The 13,959-nt window shown below is 51.5% G+C and carries 14 protein-coding genes; 3 read left to right on the top strand and 11 right to left on the bottom strand.

Annotation, left to right across the window (positions count from 1 at the left end):
* Window positions 1-125 precede the first annotated feature (125 nt).
* Both HB376_RS05620 and HB376_RS05615 read left to right on the top strand, forming a co-directional pair.
* Window positions 126-1,055: a hypothetical protein gene (locus tag HB376_RS05620; protein WP_213762449.1), complete on the top strand. Its 930-nt coding sequence runs from the start codon at window positions 126-128 to the stop codon at window positions 1,053-1,055.
* 202 nt (window positions 1,056-1,257) lie between these two features.
* Window positions 1,258-1,578: a hypothetical protein gene (locus HB376_RS05615; protein WP_213762448.1), complete on the top strand. Its 321-nt coding sequence runs from the start codon at window positions 1,258-1,260 to the stop codon at window positions 1,576-1,578.
* 334 nt (window positions 1,579-1,912) lie between these two features.
* Here HB376_RS05615 and HB376_RS05610 read toward each other — a convergent pair whose 3' ends face one another.
* Window positions 1,913-2,155 carry a hypothetical protein gene (locus HB376_RS05610; RefSeq protein ID WP_213762447.1) on the bottom strand — a complete coding sequence of 81 codons (243 nt, stop codon included), beginning with the start codon at window positions 2,153-2,155 and terminating at the stop codon, window positions 1,913-1,915.
* 25 nt (window positions 2,156-2,180) lie between these two features.
* Between HB376_RS05610 and HB376_RS05605 the strand changes: the two genes are divergently transcribed.
* Window positions 2,181-3,221: an SMEK domain-containing protein gene (locus HB376_RS05605; RefSeq protein ID WP_213762446.1), complete on the top strand. Its 1,041-nt coding sequence runs from the start codon at window positions 2,181-2,183 to the stop codon at window positions 3,219-3,221.
* Window positions 3,222-3,776: 555 nt separating this feature from the next.
* Here the strand turns inward: HB376_RS05605 and HB376_RS05600 are convergent.
* The 10 genes from HB376_RS05600 to HB376_RS05555 all read right to left on the bottom strand — a co-directional run bounded on the left by HB376_RS05600 (window position 3,777) and on the right by HB376_RS05555 (window position 13,551).
* On the bottom strand, window positions 3,777-4,535 hold the full coding sequence (locus HB376_RS05600) for an HAD family hydrolase (protein WP_213762445.1): 759 nt from the start codon (window positions 4,533-4,535) through the stop codon (window positions 3,777-3,779).
* Entirely contained in the window at window positions 4,532-5,683 is a 1,152-nt protein-coding gene (locus HB376_RS05595) for a hypothetical protein (RefSeq protein WP_213762444.1), read from the bottom strand. The genes HB376_RS05600 and HB376_RS05595 overlap by 4 nt, the downstream gene beginning before the upstream one ends.
* An 82-nt stretch (window positions 5,684-5,765) precedes the next feature.
* Window positions 5,766-6,995 (bottom strand): DGQHR domain-containing protein, encoded by a 1,230-nt coding sequence (locus tag HB376_RS05590; protein ID WP_213762443.1) that lies wholly within the window; start codon window positions 6,993-6,995, stop codon window positions 5,766-5,768.
* Between the two features lie 6 nt (window positions 6,996-7,001).
* Entirely contained in the window at window positions 7,002-7,814 is an 813-nt protein-coding gene (locus HB376_RS05585) for an HNH endonuclease (RefSeq protein WP_213762442.1), read from the bottom strand.
* A 149-nt stretch (window positions 7,815-7,963) separates the two neighbouring features.
* Window positions 7,964-8,329 (bottom strand): 6-carboxytetrahydropterin synthase, encoded by a 366-nt coding sequence (locus tag HB376_RS05580; protein WP_213762441.1) that lies wholly within the window; start codon window positions 8,327-8,329, stop codon window positions 7,964-7,966.
* Window positions 8,330-8,395: 66 nt separating this feature from the next.
* Window positions 8,396-9,118, bottom strand: coding sequence for a 7-cyano-7-deazaguanine synthase QueC (queC, locus tag HB376_RS05575; RefSeq protein WP_213762440.1), 723 nt, complete (start codon window positions 9,116-9,118; stop codon window positions 8,396-8,398).
* A complete protein-coding gene (dbpB, locus tag HB376_RS05570) occupies window positions 9,115-10,206 on the bottom strand; it encodes a DGQHR domain-containing protein DpdB (RefSeq protein ID WP_213762439.1) in 1,092 nt (363 codons plus the stop codon). Before dbpB (HB376_RS05570) ends, queC begins: the two co-directional genes overlap by 4 nt.
* Complete coding sequence (gene dpdA / locus HB376_RS05565) at window positions 10,203-11,477, bottom strand: tRNA-guanine transglycosylase DpdA (RefSeq protein ID WP_213762438.1); 1,275 nt, start codon at window positions 11,475-11,477, stop codon at window positions 10,203-10,205. The genes dbpB (HB376_RS05570) and dpdA overlap by 4 nt, the downstream gene beginning before the upstream one ends.
* On the bottom strand, window positions 11,474-12,604 hold the full coding sequence (gene dbpB / locus HB376_RS05560; protein ID WP_213762437.1) for a DGQHR domain-containing protein DpdB: 1,131 nt from the start codon (window positions 12,602-12,604) through the stop codon (window positions 11,474-11,476). The genes dpdA and dbpB (HB376_RS05560) overlap by 4 nt, the downstream gene beginning before the upstream one ends.
* Window positions 12,601-13,551, bottom strand: a complete 951-nt coding sequence (locus HB376_RS05555) for a hypothetical protein (protein ID WP_213762436.1) — start codon at window positions 13,549-13,551, stop codon at window positions 12,601-12,603. Before HB376_RS05555 ends, dbpB (HB376_RS05560) begins: the two co-directional genes overlap by 4 nt.
* Window positions 13,552-13,959 lie beyond the last annotated feature (408 nt).

Below are 13,959 nucleotides of genomic sequence, written 5' to 3'. Positions count from 1 at the left end.
TCCCGTCTTAGAACTGACCGCGAGTCGGTTGTAGGCCGAAGGACAACATAGTCGCGACGAAAGTAGATCTGCCTGCGCTGAACTAGCGGGGTGGGTTCTTTCGACCGTATATTATGGAGTTCCGAATGCCGATCATTAACTCTGACGATCAACAGCACTTGGCGCTGCACCTTGAGAGGCTGCGTCAACTTCCGCGAGTTCTCCTTGAGACTCCTGCCGTTCCCTTCCCAGCAACTGCTGCTATAGACTCGGCCTGCCCGCAGGAAATCGCCCAGTGGGCATATTGGGGGGAAAGTCTGTATCCCGCGACGCTCGATGACTTCATCAAGTCGACCAAATCAGGCGGGTCCCACGAGAAAACCGCGAAAAGTCGTATCGGTGCCTGCCGTCGTGAGGTCGCTCGCCTCAACAACACCTTGATGATGCGTGGCCAACGCCCTATTTCCGAGGACGTTGCCCCCAATGCGGGCCAACTGGGCAAGGCCATCCCGACTGGCATGGCAAACTACGCCGTCATGTTGATCGACCAGATCAAGGCAGATCGTACATTTCTCGCATCGAAGCAATCGAACCAACGCCTGGACCTCTTGGCGAAAGATCTCGGTTTCAAAGGATACGGCGCGTATAAGAGCTTTTGCTCCGAGCTTGAAAAAGTTTGCGCCGAGATGGGTTTCGGTAGCTACCGCAATCTGTGCAAGGGTAGCGCCTACATCTCCCATCTGCGGGAAGCCCGCCCCGAACTCAGTGGCATCCTAAACTCCGAAGAATGGAAGACTGGTGAGGCGGTCTTTCGGCAGCGCTCTCCGTATTTGATCGATCGCATTATCGAGTGCCGCAAATCCCCGCGTGATTGCGACTTCTGGATTGAGCCGCAGGGCGGACACCTCTACTGCGTCTTCCGCGATGGCGAGGTCTTTGGCTGGGACATCATTTTAGGTACGTTCGAACGGGGCTACGAGCCTGCAATGCCCGGCCATGAGCAAGCTCGAGTTATGGCAGCTAAGATCCTTTCCGAGATCTTCGCCGAGGCCGGGACTCCGCCCGACGCCGACTGACGATCTCACCGCCGCCGCTCTGCTGGTGCCGGCAGATCCACCCGATTGTGGCACTGCGTGTTTTTACGAAGCAGACCTGGTCGGTGAACCCACTATGCAAGCAATTTCGTAGTCGGATCCAGCCTGCGCGGAGCTAGAACGGCGCTTGACTACTCGGAGCCAATGCGTTTGGCAAATCTGGACAAAAAAATCGGAGTGAACGATGTACGACGATAGAGCATTTGAAGCTGGCTGGAACGCTGGCGTTATGGCGGATGGAGAGCCGGACGCTTTTGAGTTTTCGCAGTACAAGGACGAATACCGCGAAGGCTTCGTTTTCGGCTATGGATACGCGCTGGGGTTCCGCATGGCTAGTTCGTGGTTTGGGGTCAGCGAGTCGGGACGGATGGTGTGCAAGTACTCATTGTGGGGCGCCGAAGCACTCGGCAGAAAACACTTCAAAGATCCGGCGTTGCTTCAGGTCTATCTCGACGGTTACAACAGCGAAATGGAATCCGAGGCTGAGGACGACCAGGATGACTGAGGCGTCGACCTAGTCCCTGCTAGGCGGCGAACCTCGTACATCGAGGGTCGCCGCTTTCTGGCGCAGATACAAGCATAGGTGCGTTGCCTGTGCATCAATCGTGTTCCGTGGCGCGCACTGCGAGGTCGCCTATCAACTAACCAATTCGACGGTGTACTGGATCACTTCCCCGCATCGCGCTCGCGGCATCAATTACAGTTGAAGATGTCCACTTCAGCCGTTGACCTTCAGGATAGTCCCCATCATCGAAGGCTCCGCACACAGCAATGCCATCGAGTTAGAACGTCCGCTACGGAACATCCCTAGCATCCCGATAACAACCCTTCTCCGATACTTATGTTGCGGCGTGTCCCTTGACGTCAATGATCGCGTCGTGCTCCGTCGGCTGAAGGCAGTCAAACTCTTCAAGCACAAAGACCGTGAGCTTTTTCCACAGGTCAACGACTATATCGCGTGTAACTTTTTTCACTAGCTCAGGAAAATCTTTCTCGCGATAATAGCCAAGTCCACTTGGCTTGAAAAGGCGGGCCTTAGTGGGCGGATGACAGCGATCGGTAATCAAAAATATTTCGAACATGTGAACCCACTCAAAAGGAAACCTGATGCTTACTAGAGGTTATTTTATTGGTGACATCATCGACGAGCTATCCTCGTTGTCTGCGCAAATCGATATGCGCTGCAAGTTGGGGATGACAGACCTAAATGTCATATCGGAAAATTATTTCAAAGATATTTTAAATATCATACTAAACGCACAATTACTTAATTTAAATGAACATCGCTCGAATGAGCCGGGCTTAGACCTTGGGGATGCGATTCGCAAAGAGGCATTTCAGATAACGTCTACTGCAAACGCGGACAAGGTTAATAAAACGCTCAAGCGCCTGACCGCCAAACAGAAGGACGAATACAACAAGTTTCGGGTCCTCATTATCGGCAAGAAACAAGGTTCGTACTCACTGGATCCTGCCTCGGTCGCAAGCGTCGGATTTCACGTCTCCGATATCTGGGACCTAGATGACCTAGCCCGACTCTGCATGAGCCTTCCTCTTGAACGACTTCAGGCTCTCCAAACCTTCATACGCGCCAATAGTGTAAAACTTAGAATAGAGCTAGAGCTAGCCGACGATAGCGGACAATATCCTACAAATGGGTATGACAAATGGGAAACCACACCCACTCCAAAAATGGGAAATCTCGCGGCCTTTAGAAAATTCTGCGCGGCGGCCGCAGAAGTCAATTTGGATGCTATCGAAGAGCAAGAGCTTGGAGAATCCTTTAGAGTCTTGTCACGTTCACTCATAAGGACGCCACGCATCACGCGAGAGTTTCTTGCCATGCTGTTTGAACGTCGATCAAGGACGAGAACAAGAAGAAGTAATGACAGTCAATATGCCTTTGTTGTCGTCGAAATCGGCCGAAGGCTCTATACCGGGAGTAATTTTCTTGAAGAAGTTTCGTTGCTCGAGCATGCTGATCTCGCTTACCTCAACTATGAGGATGAATCTGAGCTAGGGTTGCCGGAAGTCATTCTAAGGTTATCGGATAACGACGATCTCGCAATGAATTTCGTTAGTTTCGTGGAAAAAAACAAACTGAGCTACAGAATGGTCTTGGGAAACGTGGATTTCTCTGCATTCTGAACCGCAAAATGGCCAAGATTAAATTGGCCTCACCTTCGTTCCCGATCCCCTGCCGAACAACATTCCGCCGCCGCAAGACCCTATCGACGCTCAACTGGGACTACTGATTGGTCAAGCAGCGGATGGTGTGTTGAAGGCTGACCACACAGTCACCTAGTCGCGCCGTGTCTTACGATGGACAAACAGCCGCTTACGGTGACAAAAACGTTTGAGATTGTTGATACAGCGCAAGGAGGTAAGACGTTCGGATTTAAAATATTTTATTCAGCAGAACTGAAAGCTAGCCACGCGACTAATGCCAAAAACACGCTTACAGTGAAGTTCGCCATGCATGGAACCCAGGCCATCCAATGACAAGCTTTTCCAACCAAAAAAATGGCAGTTTCGTTGGCGGTAAGCGGAAGCCGGCAACGATTCAACTGTCAGTCTGTGCGATGAACGTTGATTCGCACCGGGCACATATCGCCTTTGCATCTAACGTTCACTGAAAATTGCGTCTTCTGCATATAGACTCTGCACGACGTCAAGATGTTGCCCGCGACACGCTTACTTACCCTAGACTGCGGCAGGCATCTTCGTGATCCATGCGATCGCATCGCTAAAATCACTTGCGACATACGTGGCACTTTCCCACGAGTCGGAGATGTGCCAAGCAGGCCGGAATCGACTCGGAATTAACACCGCCGAGCATCCTGCCGACAACGCCGGTTCGATATCTCGATCAGGTTGGTCACCGATGACCGTTACAGACGCAGACGCAAAACGCTCTCGTAGTCGTCGAAATTGAGTAACCGTCTTCGTCACTTCAAGCACACTTTCGAACGCCCATCCAAGTCCATGGATTTCGATTATTTTGCGTTGTTTCTCGATCCTGCCTTCCGTGAGCATATAGACGCTTAGCCCCGTTCGCTGCGCTAACTGTAGGCCTTCCTCGACGCCAGGCAGCAAGCCCGGCGTTTTATCTCGCGCAACAATATAGTCGGCGACGATTTGTTCAGCAAGCGGGATGGAGATTGCTTCGGAACTACGATGTCCAGTCAGCGCTGCCCGTGCAGCCACGTCGGGGGAGCCACCTCGCAGTCCGTCCACTAATGCGAACACCAGCATAATTGGAGGGTAGCGAAAGTGGAGATGATGCTTGGCCGCCAAAGCTTGGTCATACCGGCGGACAAAATCCAGACGTCCATGCGCCGAATTTCGATTATCTATAATCGCCTCGACCCTGCTGAGCAGCGCCTCCTGCGCCTTCGCATACACCGAGTCTGTATCCCAAAGAGTGTTGTCTGCGTCACACAAGACGACCTGCTGCATCATGGTTTGGCTCCGTCGGCGGTTCCCCTATTACCCGAGGAGCTTACGGGAGCGCTCGCCGATGTGCTACTGGTGGGGCTCTCTTGCGCCGCCGAAGCAGCACCTGATACGGGGCACCGCCCGGCAATTGGCGACGACACGGGGGTGCTCGCTCCTGCCGCCTTGTCTCTTTGTGCCTCATGTAGACCTGACCCACCACCCATCGCAGAAGCGCCAAGTTGCGCACCGTTATCGTCTTTGGTTGAATCCTGCGCACCAGTTGTCGGTTTATTCACATCCAACTCGATTTTGGTTGGAACAACAGCAACTACAACAAATAATGACAATAGCCACAATATCAACAGACGTATGCCACATTGAAGTAATTTCTGCGCCGGCTGCAAGTACCGCAGTTTGTCCCCACACTTTGCAGCCACTAGGTAGCTTTCAGTAATATAATTTTTGTAATACTTCAACGTTAGAGAGCTTCCGCTACTCCCTGCCGTTGTATTTTTCACGAATGATCTTGCCCAGCCGACGGGATCTGTTCGCAGAATACTTTTGAAAAAGAGATGCGACAATGCATCCGGGAAAACTGCTTCATCCACATCGGTTAGTTTGCGGGGCTTGTCATTCACAGTGCCTGGTTTGAGTGATTTATCACCCGGCTTCTCCGGTTTCATTTCCGGCCAAACAAAACGCGTTTGCGTCGCATGAAAACTCACTAACGCGCCGAATGCAACAAACATAATAAACATTCCAAACGACAGATAAACTACACTGACCGGGATACCGTAGCCTAACGAGCTACGAAACACCGGCCTTAATGGATACGCATCCACGAATTTGGCGAAAAGCGCGCCCGCCGCTGCCGTCAAGAATGCGACAATGGTAAGCAGTCTTGCGGATTTCTGATCTTGGTATTCGGTTAGATCCTTTACCTCCTTCAAGGAATCTTTCGCCCTATCAAGGTATTTTTCATCCAAGCTATCCATACTATCAAGCAATTTTAGTTGATCTTCTATCGCAGTGAGATAGATTTTCGCGTCAATAGATGCGCCATCCTTACGAGGATAATAAGTTATCTCTTTCCCTATAAATGCGTGTACAACCGCACGCATCATGCTCAGATTTTTTTTACTTTTTCCTAGTGCAGCAGGGTTCTGATCCATGAGCAAAAATCCAATAATTAGTTTTTCAATTATAAACAACGCTTGTCGCAGAAATTATGTACAAAAAATAAAGAGGCGACCGTTACACCTGAGACTTCTTTATCTTCGTTGGTCGAGCGGCTTTTTTCGTTTGTTCACCAGAAATGGCCCCGATATTTACTGTTTCAAGCGAGATATGCCAAGGTCGGTTTGCCTTCATATTGCTTGCCATCTTTTTTAAATCCGACAACAATAACTCTTGCCCGGCCCGGGTGTCGAGACCCGTCATCGCCCATTGAACGTCAAAGAAATTCGGTTCCATTTTTTTTAAAACTTGACGAACATGTTTTGCTAACACGTCTGGATCCGAATAATCAACATCTCCATCTGCGAAAATTAACAGTTTCTCAAGCGAGTCACAAATGTAAGCTGTCACAGCCTGCACGCTGGCCTTCTCAAGCAAATGAGAACCGGGATTCCAAAGATCCGCCCAATCTTTTTTGATAACATTCCAAATTGCCGCAAACGTGTCAAGTTCCTGATCAACCACCGCAAGCAGCGAGTTTCGATTTGCTACTTCGCTTAATCCGGCTTCCAGGGCGTTGGCAACTATGAACCCGCTTTGATTTTTCGCCCACTTTAGCTCACCTTTAAATGGACTATCCGCCCCGCCATCAAAGTAGTCTAGCGCTGTAATTTTATCTTCATCTACATTCGTGCTACCGCTGTCCAGCATGCGCGAAAGTAAATCGTCTTCCTTATAGGAAGTGAAGAGCGCTTTTACCTGGCTTGAGCTCACTTTCGAACTATTGTTATTAATTACCAAGAATTGAAATGCGCCTTCTGTATCATCTGCTCCCATAATGCCAACGACATTCAGACTAATGTCATCCTCAAATTCGTGAGAGCCAATGACTCGATGTTGACCATCCACAATAATTCCGGCAGCCTCGTTCGGTTTCCACGTAACCGATAACTTGCCGAAGCCTCCCGTTTGACCATCAAGCTCATATTCTTCAAAATTGACCGCATCGTCATTGAATATGATGACGATTGAAGTCGCGATAGTGTTACCTGTATACTCAAGGAATTCCTTGATTCTCAGCACTTTCGTTCGATTTAGTCGTCTCTGAATAGCTTTTGGCTTTTCAGGGGACATCCGATCGATATAAGCCCACTGATAAATCTCCGAAGCCGGCGCATGAAAAAGGTAGAATCGGAGATTGTCGGAATCAGTGCGTTGAACGTTTTCAAGCGCCAAATATTGGCGATTTTGTGCTGCGGATTTCATCGCAGCCGTTTTCTTTGCTACAGGTTTTTTTCTCGAAACCATACGGATCTACTCCATTGCATTATTTAGTATTTCAAAGAAAGTATATCGAGTTTTTGGCTGAAGGGTCAGCTTGGGAATCGCACCCTTTAAGAGACCAATAGCATCTTTCAAGGATATCCGAGAAGATGAAAGCGGCGTCTGACCACTTGCTACCTTCATAAGTCGGTGCAGAGCAATTGAGAGTAGTATCTCCCGGGGAAGGGCTCCGTTCACGTCAAGTTTTTCGTTGATCGCTTGAGTTGGAAACCACGCCCAATTAAAAGCGTGTTGCCTCGTGCTATTGCAATCTCCGCATGCAATCGCTAGATTCTCCGGGCTTGAGTCGCCTCCTAGAAATTCGGGCCACAGGTGTTCAACCGTCGCTTTAAAATGAGACGGCGTACCCTTCTTTCGGGATGTTGGAATGCCACACCAACAGCACGTCTTCACAGCGTTTCGGTGAACCTCAGTGATTGACGCAACGGTAAGCTTGCGATTGATATAAGCCAACGCAGCCAGTCGAGCGGATTGCGCAATCTGCGTTGTGATATCGAGGCGTTGATGCAAACCCACAATCAATCTCAATCGGTGCATCAACGCGTTGACTGAAGCACGCTCGTTGGCTTCATACAGTTCCACGCTAACATTCAAGCTACGGTAGGTGAGTTCCATCGATGCGATCAACCGGCAAAGCTCAGTCAGTCCAGCTGACGAAACCAGCCAACTCTGATCTGCAAAGAGCGCAGGCACACTTGGAGCCACGTACTGGTAGACCGCAAGAAACAAGCGCTCGCCGTCGGTCTCCGGAATCCAACGAGCAATATTCGAAACTGTCGCCACGTATGATCCTATTATTGGATTCGACGACTCTGTTGGGCGTCGCGTGTTGTAGTGGGGGCAGAAAGTAAATAATGTCCGAAAAACCATCTACCTCAAAGCTTGCGTGCCAGCCACGTCAGTTGGAAGAACTTTCGTTCGATCGGCCGGAGCTAGTCAATATACAACGTACATTTGTCACCGGATGCACGTCGCGAAATAGAGATCTTTGTCAGCATTGGGAGCGCCGGGGTAAGCGATCTAGCAATATATTCGCAAAGTCTTTCGAGCGTCGGCACTTCGAGCCCTGCCACGTCATCCAAGAGACGGTGATCCAACTGGTCTCGCACGTCACCTATAAGCAGTTGAAGTTTGGCTAAATCGATCAGCATACCCGTCGTCGGGTCCGGCATCCCCGAGACACTGACCTCTGCATGGTAGGTATGACCATGGATGCGGCGACTGGCGTCAGTATCGACCTCTCGATTGAGGGTATGAGCCGACTCGAAATAGAACTCTTGCGTTAGTTCAAATTTCATCTCCTATTCATCTCCGCGCTAAACGCCATATAAGATCAACCGTAAAAATATCTATACGTCTGTCACTCACGGCAAGGATATTTGTCCCAACGGCCCTTGCCGCCACGTCTCGTAACCACGCGCGCGCAAATCACAAGCCGGACAAGCAGCACATCCGTATCCCCACGCGTGGAACACGCCACGTTCTCCCAGATAACACGTGTGAGTCTCTGATCGAATGAGATCGATTAGATGCGCGCCGCCAAGTTGATATGCAAGGTCCCATGTCGCGGCCTTGTCTAGCCACATCAGCGGCGTTTCGATCACGAGACGGCGATCGATACCGAGGCTTAGCGCAACCTGCGTCGCCTTGATGGTGTTGTCCCGGCAATCAGGATAGCCAGAGTAGTCCGTTTCGCACATCCCCCCCACTATCACGTCGATGCTACGGCGATACGCCAGCGCTGCAGAGAGCGTGAAAAAAAGCAGGTTTCTGCCTGGTACAAATGTGTTCGGGAGCCCATCTTCCTGAAATGCTATCTCGGCGTCGCTGGTAAGGGCGGTGTCACTGATAGTGGCGAGTACATCCAGGTTCAGCAAATGATCATCCCCGAGACGATCAGACCATGCGGGGAACTGCGTCTTAATGCGCTCTCGCAGCACTTGACGGCACGCGAGTTCGACACGATGGCGTTGGCCATAGTCAAACCCCACTGTTTCAACGCGTGTGAACCGTTCCAATGCCCACGCCAGGCAAGTTGTCGAATCCTGCCCACCCGAGAAAAGCACAAGTGCCTTTTTCCCATTCATGCTTCAATCCTCCGTGGCTTTCGTGCCTTGACAAGTTCTGCGCGCTTAACCAAACCAACAAGATGCAGTGCGAGGCGTTGAATTTGCCTAGGGGTGTTCTCGACTTCATCCCATTTCGAGACCGAACCGTCCGCAAACGTCCATGCGCCTGAAGTCCAAGCGGTGTGTTGCGCTAAAGGCTCGAGGCCCCGTTTAAAATCGTTGACCTTGATGCTTCCGGTTCGGCTATAGAGTGTCTCCATAACATATCCCATGGACACAATCCCGGCACCGTGAATTAATCGTGAGGTCCGAGGCGTCTGTTCGTGCCACGCATCAGGAAACACCTCTGCAACGGCCCCATAAAAATTGCTCAACAACTCAAATGCGAAATCCATTCGGGTTGCAGGCACTGAGTGATCACGTAGTGCCCCACTGTCCGCCGAATTCATGATGACCTTTTGCAGGGACGTATCTTTAATGGCCCCACCAGGATTTGTGTGCATGCTGATCAGGCCGCTCAGCGAGGACTCCGACCGATAGTTCAGCATCTCGGCCAACTTCGCGGCGAAGGCGCGCGAAGTAAGGCGTTTGGGTAACGCCGTCACTTCTGGCAACAATTCGTAGATAAGCGACTTCGGGAGCGGTCGAGTGTTGTTTATGAGGATAAATTGGCGTCGTAGTTCTTCGTCGCTATCACAGATAACGCATGAAACAAAGACTTCGAAATCATCGCGCTTAGCCTGGGATAACGCCGTTAGGCGCTGCTGCCCGTCGACCACAAAGCCGGGTTTCCCTTCAGATATTGAAATGGTGAGTTGATAAACTCCATCACCGAGATCCTTTACCCGGGTACCCCCCAAAAACCCTACAACAATCGCATTTGGAAGCACCGCTTCCTCTTTTTGGAGGTAGTCTCGAATCTCTTGGATATGCCCTGCGATCTGAGGGCGTTGGAAACCGAAAAGCTTGCCGTCCTTACCACGACCAGCACGACTGATCTCGCAGGTGGCAAGCACATCCGCAGCGGTGGCTGCGAACGCAAACACGCGCGCTCCTGCCGCCTGCTTAGCGCCAATAGCTCGAACTTTAAACAGCTTTGATGTCATCGAACAGCTCGTTTGAAATGTTGGTAATAGACAGCTAGGTTATGGAATCCACGCCGTTTGTTTCGATTACTGCCACGAAAGATCACGGCTTCAATGCCCGCTTCTTGACACACCCTGCACCCGCAGCGCTTCCATGGACTTTCCTCGAGCGTGCGGCGCATTGCGGCTTCTGTTTTGTCGACGACGATTTCGTTAGCCGCCGTGCTCTTCTTAGGATCCCAAAGAAACTCGCGGTTGTATTCAATGACTGACTCAACCGTGCGATTGACTGAAGCCCTGCCCTTGTCGAAAGCGCGCAGATCTTCCAACGCGCGCTGTTCGAGTTTGATAAGTTGCTCCTGATCCGTACCAGACTCTCGCGCCTTGCGTTTTAAGCGTGCGTTCTCTGTTGCCTGTGGGATCCGGATTGCAGTGTAATAGTCGAGGCCACCCTTACTGTTAGGAAGGTAATAATTGGCTTTAGCGTCCTTGAAGGCCCGGGTCAAAGGCGACGTACTGTCAAAACTTGCAATGCCATAATCAGTGAAGTCCTGGATCTGTTCCGCCTTTGCGAAACCTAGTATGTGCAGTCGCACCTTACTTGATACCTTTCGCCGAATCGCCTGTAGGCAAAGGTGCACCTGATCAGCAGACAATGGCACCATGCCGCCTATGGCAAGATACGTGTAGCCCATCTTCTCCAAGCGTTGGCCAGCATTCGCCATGCTGTCCGGTGACCATCCCTGAATGACACCCATTGGGGTGAATCCTCGCCCCATGGACTTAGACGCCTTTAGAAAGGCCGAAGCGTTTTCAAGCGTGATATCGAAGCGTCGTCGCGCTGCAGGCGTCCCGCCGCCCATATCTTTGAGATTCGGATCGAAATCAAAGATGATATGGTCGACCGAGCAACCGTGTGTAAAACCGCCATCTGTATAGAAATCCAGCATCATCTCCGGCGTGTAGGGTGGGACCTCCCTGTCCACGTAAGAAAACGCGCCGCAATCCCCAAAAATCTCCATTTTTGCAAAGCGCTTGTCCTGCAGACGGAGAAACGACTTGGCGCCGATCCGTCGGAACCGCATCATCAGATCCTCGGGATACTTGCCAGGGAAAAGGTCGTCGCCAACTATGCCCCGGGACACGAGAATTCCTTGGTAGGGCGCTGTTTTAAAAAATTCATGGGGATACACGTCGCCCCAGTACATTTCTCTGTCGTTTCCCATCCGATCTGCTTCAAAATCGAAGTTGGGATCGATCATGTCGAGTGAGTCAGCGAATATGAACTTCATCGTATGATTCGCTGAGCGTAAAGTTGTACAAGCACCTGTGAGAGCATTTTGATGTCTTGTGGTGTGTTCTGAATTTCGTCCCACCCACGATCCGCTGACTGCCAACGTCCCTCGGTCCATGCGCAGTCGCCCGCGATACGGTTGAGTTCTTTCACGAAGAATGCGCGTTGTCCTTTTCGGCTCGTGGCGCGCGCAGCAATACGATCCATCAGATCACCCAACGCTGCGATACCCGCGGAGTGCATGAGACGGCTTTCAGAAGGGGATCTACCCCACGCATCAGGGAACACGTCTTTGACCGCGGACCAGAAATCGATCAACGTTTGCAACATCGAACTTGCATCACCAGTTTGATCTCCCAATGCCTTGAAGTCTGCAAGCGCACCATTAGGATTGCTCAGGCTCCGTTTAATCATGTCGAGAATAGCTGTATCCGATACCAAGCGTTCAGGGTCGGAAACCTGAGATGCTCGTCGTATCATCCCTTGCAGTGGGGATTTTTCATGCGTGTTTAAAGCATTGCAAAGCTGGCTGGGCAATTGCCGCATAGTGAGGTCTCGCGGCAACGAAATGCCTTGGGTCTCAGGCAACAGTTCGTCAATGAGTCTTTGAGGCAGGGGCTTGGCCCGATTCACCAGAATGAATTGCTCGCGCTGAACATGGATTGAATCTGTCTCAAAGGCAACGACAGGTACGACCAGGTTGCTATTCGAAGACTTGGACAGAGCCAACGACCTCTGCTGACCGTCCACAATCCAGGCTGATCGCTGACCTTCTTCGCGAACCGGAATGTGCAGACGTCCGAGGGTGACATCCTCGACTGTGACGGTAGCCTTGCCGCCGCGCGAGGAGTCAAATTTCATGTTCGGTTCGAGCGCCAAGATAATTGCGTTGGGAAACAGCGTTCCACCGTTATCAATATATTGCGCAATCTCGTTGACGTGATCACGTATCTCCTTGCGCTGGAAGCCTTCAAGGTCGTGATCTTCTCCACGCTTTATTCTGCGAATATCGGCGATGCGCCGGACGTCACCGCCCGGAAGAAACATCAGATAGACCGTCGTTTCTCCCTGCTGCGTTTTGATCGCAGGCGCGATTATTATTTCGGATAACTTAGCTGACTTCATTCATTTTTCCAGGCGTCCGAGAATCGATGCTGCTCACAGGCAAGCCCCATTACATTTCGAAGTGTGTCTAGTGCGCGACTCTTTGATACTCCGTCACGCTTGAAAGTATCGATCGCGCAACAAAGAAAATTGTCGTCAATACGTTGCCGCACGACTCGCTGTGGCGCAAAAAGATGTGCTAGCGACAAGCGAACCCGTCGGGCATGATCCTCGACTGTTTGGATTCCCTTGTCCCGACGCAGCAAATGAACGAAATGCGTGAGCGCTCTCGCCGGATAATCGAACTCCGTGCCTCTCAGCACAAGGCTCGGGTCGTTTAGTCGCGCGTCGTAAGGCATGACCAGAGGCCGTAATCGAGTACTCGTCAAGGTGGCGTTTTTAACCCCAACGATCCGAACTCGGGCACATAGCCGATCTGGCAAATCAGCGAGTTCATCGCCGATCATCTCGAGATACGGCCCCGTCGCTGCGATGATAATCAACGCGTCAGGCCGACGCCGTAGCAACGCACCGATGGGTTTTATCCTTCCTTGCGTCGCGTGGACAGCGTGCCACCAATCGTGCGCGCCAAATCGAGAACGACCAGTCGCTTGACCCAGAATGCTATCTTGGCCGCCACGGCTGACTGACAGGCTGTAGGAAGGAATCGGTATGTCATTCCTCACAAGCCCCATTCCCGCAGACAGCACGTAGAAATGCTCGCCCGCCGTCTGAGCTGCCCTCTTCGCGATTTCGAATCCTCGACCGCTATAAAGCTTGTCTGCGCGGACGTGAACTCCGGCGCGCTCGACGCGTGCGTGCCACTCAGCCGAGATCTCCCAAAGCGAAGATCTCGACAGCGAGGACGCCCTGAGTCCGGCGTCGACAGGCGCAGTTTTTTTGGCACTGCAATTTACAAGAGCAATTAACTGCATCGGCTGAAAAACTGCACGTTTGAATAACTGCAATTATCGATCAAGAAGGTGTTGTTGTCACGTACCACAACAACTATGGCAGCGTCGGCCCAATCGCGCTGACGCAGTTTGAGCCTTCCGCCAATCGGTGGTCCCCAAATTGGCGACGCAAGTCCATGCCAAGAGCAAGCAGGGCCGAGTAGAAGAAAAAGGGGACGGAAGGGTCAGCCTGGGCGCCCAGGGGCGACTGCCTTGCGTTTGTATGCTGGCAGATGAAGAACCAGAGAAAAGCGATGCCTGGGTCCAAAACGCAATCGCGACATCGCGGTGACACGATGGTGTTTTGTGCTTCAGCGACACACTTTTAGCTAATCGCGGTTTCGCGTCTTGCCTATTACAGGACGAACTCGCCCTGTATCCAGTTCGATTGATGGCAGAATTGCCGTCGTGGATCGTCGATGA

The sequence above is a fragment of the Caballeronia sp. dw_19 genome (assembly GCF_018449515.1).
Lineage (GTDB): Bacteria > Pseudomonadota > Gammaproteobacteria > Burkholderiales > Burkholderiaceae > Caballeronia.
This window is presented reverse-complemented; position numbering and strand designations above follow the sequence as displayed.

Coding starts and splice junctions, on each gene's coding strand:
- HB376_RS05620 (WP_213762449.1), top strand. CDS start 126: ATGCCGATCATTAACTCTGACGATCAACAGCACTTGGCGCTGCACCTT.
- HB376_RS05605 (WP_213762446.1), top strand. CDS start 2,181: ATGCTTACTAGAGGTTATTTTATTGGTGACATCATCGACGAGCTATCC.
- HB376_RS05595 (WP_213762444.1), bottom strand. CDS start 5,683: ATGGATCAGAACCCTGCTGCACTAGGAAAAAGTAAAAAAAATCTGAGC.
- HB376_RS05610 (WP_213762447.1), bottom strand. CDS start 2,155: ATGTTCGAAATATTTTTGATTACCGATCGCTGTCATCCGCCCACTAAG.
- queC (WP_213762440.1), bottom strand. CDS start 9,118: ATGAATGGGAAAAAGGCACTTGTGCTTTTCTCGGGTGGGCAGGATTCG.
- dpdA (WP_213762438.1), bottom strand. CDS start 11,477: ATGAAGTTCATATTCGCTGACTCACTCGACATGATCGATCCCAACTTC.
- dbpB (WP_213762439.1), bottom strand. CDS start 10,206: ATGACATCAAAGCTGTTTAAAGTTCGAGCTATTGGCGCTAAGCAGGCG.
- HB376_RS05600 (WP_213762445.1), bottom strand. CDS start 4,535: ATGATGCAGCAGGTCGTCTTGTGTGACGCAGACAACACTCTTTGGGAT.
- HB376_RS05615 (WP_213762448.1), top strand. CDS start 1,258: ATGTACGACGATAGAGCATTTGAAGCTGGCTGGAACGCTGGCGTTATG.
- dbpB (WP_213762437.1), bottom strand. CDS start 12,604: ATGAAGTCAGCTAAGTTATCCGAAATAATAATCGCGCCTGCGATCAAA.
- HB376_RS05590 (WP_213762443.1), bottom strand. CDS start 6,995: ATGGTTTCGAGAAAAAAACCTGTAGCAAAGAAAACGGCTGCGATGAAA.
- HB376_RS05580 (WP_213762441.1), bottom strand. CDS start 8,329: ATGAAATTTGAACTAACGCAAGAGTTCTATTTCGAGTCGGCTCATACC.